General features: G+C 48.6%; 1 rRNA gene. It reads right to left on the minus strand.

Annotation, left to right across the window (positions count from 1 at the left end):
* Positions 1-22: 22 nt before the first annotated feature.
* A 23S ribosomal RNA gene (locus I6F66_RS20395) occupies positions 23-2,913 on the minus strand.
* Positions 2,914-3,129 lie beyond the last annotated feature (216 nt).

A 3,129-nucleotide genomic window follows, 5' to 3' on the forward strand; every position in this document is an offset into this window, starting at 1 on the left:
CATAAAACGCGTTTGGCGTTGTATGGTTAAGCCTCACGGGTAATTAGTACAAGTTAGCTTAATGGCTCACACCACTTCCACATCTTGCCTATCAACGTTGTAGTCTTCAACGGCCCTTCAGAGACTTTAAAAGTCTAGTGAGAACTCATCTCGAGGCCTGCTTCGCGCTTAGATGCTTTCAGCGCTTATCAGTTCCGAACGTAGCTACCGGGCAATGCCATTGGCATGACAACCCGAACACCAGCGGTTCGTTCACTCCGGTCCTCTCGTACTAGGAGCAACCCCTCTCAATTCTCAAACGCCCACGGCAGATAGGGACCGAACTGTCTCACGACGTTCTAAACCCAGCTCGCGTACCACTTTAAATGGCGAACAGCCATACCCTTGGGACCGACTTCAGCCCCAGGATGTGATGAGCCGACATCGAGGTGCCAAACACCGCCGTCGATATGAACTCTTGGGCGGTATCAGCCTGTTATCCCCGGAGTACCTTTTATCCGTTGAGCGATGGCCCTTCCATTCAGAACCACCGGATCACTATGACCTACTTTCGTACCTGCTCGACGTGTCTGTCTCGCAGTTAAGCTGGCTTCTACCATTACACTAACCGTACGATGTCCGACCGTACTTAGCCAACCTTCGTGCTCCTCCGTTACTCTTTAGGAGGAGACCGCCCCAGTCAAACTACCCACCAGGCACTGTCCGTAACCCCGATTCAGGGGCCAACGTTAGAACATCAAAACTACAAGGGTGGTATTTCAAGGTTGACTCCACAACAACTAGCGTCGCTGCTTCAAAGTCTCCCACCTATCCTACACATGTAGGTTCAATGTTCAGTGCCAAGCTGTAGTAAAGGTTCACGGGGTCTTTCCGTCTAGCCGCGGGTACACAGCATCTTCACTGCGATTTCAATTTCACTGAGTCTCGGGTGGAGACAGCGTGGCCATGGTTACACCATTCGTGCAGGTCGGAACTTACCCGACAAGGAATTTCGCTACCTTAGGACCGTTATAGTTACGGCCGCCGTTTACCGGGGCTTCGATCAAGAGCTTCTCCCTAAGGATAACCCCATCAATTAACCTTCCGGCACCGGGCAGGTGTCACACCGTATACGTCATCTTGCGATTTTGCACAGTGCTGTGTTTTTAATAAACAGTCCCAGCCACCTGGTCACTGCGGCTCCCGTCCGCTTAGAGAGCAAGTCTCATCACAGATAGGAGCGTACCTTCTCCCGAAGTTACGGTACGATTTTGCCTAGTTCCTTCACCCGAGTTCTCTCAAGCGCCTTAGTATTCTCTACCTGACCACCTGTGTCGGTTTGGGGTACGATTCCATATAATCTGAAGCTTAGAGGCTTTTCCTGGAAGTATGGCATCAGCAACTTCATCACCGTAGTGACTCGTCTCGTGTCTCAGGTTTAGTGTTCGTCCGGATTTACCTAAACAAACGCCCTACTCACTTTCACATAGACTACCAACGCTATGCTTGCTTAGCCTGCTCCGTCCCCCCATCGCAATTATATCGAGTACAGAAATATTAATCTGTTTCCCATCGACTACGCCTTTCGGCCTCGCCTTAGGGGTCGACTTACCCTACCCTGATTAACATGGGATAGGAACCCTTGGTCTTCCGGCGTGGGAGTTTTTCACTCCCATTATCGTTACTCATGTCAGCATTCGCACTTCTGATACCTCCAGCATACCTCCCGGTACACCTTCAACGGCTTACAGAACGCTCCCCTACCACTCAGAATAAATTCTGAATCCGCAGCTTCGGTGCATAGTTTAGCCCCGTTACATCTTCCGCGCAGACCGACTCGACCAGTGAGCTATTACGCTTTCTTTAAAGGATGGCTGCTTCTAAGCCAACCTCCTGGCTGTCTGGGCCTTTCCACATCGTTTCCCACTTAACTATGACTTTGGGACCTTAGCTGGCGGTCTGGGTTGTTTCCCTCTTCACGACGGACGTTAGCACCCGCCGTGTGTCTCCCGGATATTACTTTACGGTATTCGGAGTTTGCAAAGGGTTGGTAAGTCGGGATGACCCCCTAGCCTTAACAGTGCTCTACCCCCGTAAGTATTCGTCCGAGGCTCTACCTAAATAGATTTCGGGGAGAACCAGCTATCTCCCGGTTTGATTAGCCTTTCACTCCTAGCCACAGGTCATCCCCTAACTTTTCAACGTTAGTGGGTTCGGTCCTCCAGTTGATGTTACTCAACCTTCAACCTGCCCATGGCTAGATCACCGGGTTTCGGGTCTATACCTTGCAACTATTCGCCCAGTTAAGACTCGGTTTCCCTACGGCTACCCTATTCGGTTAACCTCGCTACAAAATATAAGTCGCTGACCCATTATACAAAAGGTACGCAGTCACCCAACAAGTGGGCTCCTACTGCTTGTACGTACACGGTTTCAGGTTCTATTTCACTCCCCTCACAGGGGTTCTTTTCGCCTTTCCCTCACGGTACTGGTTCACTATCGGTCAGTTGGGAGTATTTAGCCTTAGATGATGGTCCACCTATATTCAGTCAAAGTTTCACGTGCTCCGACCTACTCGATTTCACTTAAAATGTCTTTTCATGTACGGGACTATCACCCTGTATCGTGGCGCTTTCCAGCAGCCTTCCATTAACACATAATAAGCTTAAGGGCTGTTCCGATTTCGCTCGCCGCTACTTTCGGAATCTCGGTTGATTTCTTTTCCTACGGGTACTTAGATGTTTCAGTTCTCCGCGTTCGCTTCGTTAACCTATGTATTCAGTTAACGATACCTGCAAGCAGGTGGGTTTCCCCATTCGGAAATCTTAGTCTCAAGCGCTTTTTACTAGCTTGACTAAGCTTATCGCAAGTTAATACGTCCTTCATCGCCTCCAACTGCCAAGGCATCCACCGTGTACGCTTAGTCACTTAACCATACAACCCAAACGGGTCTTTGTTTTGTGACAGTTTAACTTCGCCAGAAGTCAATATTGAATACTAAAGTAGATACCAATCAATCAACTCCTAAGAGTTAACTAAATGGCACTGAATGGTACTGCTACCATTCTTTTTTTACTTTTGAAAACTCTTGATAAATACAATGTATCTATCAGAATTTTATTATCAGCTTTTCCAAATTTTTAAAGAGCA

This window comes from Pseudoalteromonas sp. NZS100_1 (assembly GCF_015864285.1).
GTDB lineage: Bacteria > Pseudomonadota > Gammaproteobacteria > Enterobacterales > Alteromonadaceae > Pseudoalteromonas > Pseudoalteromonas arctica.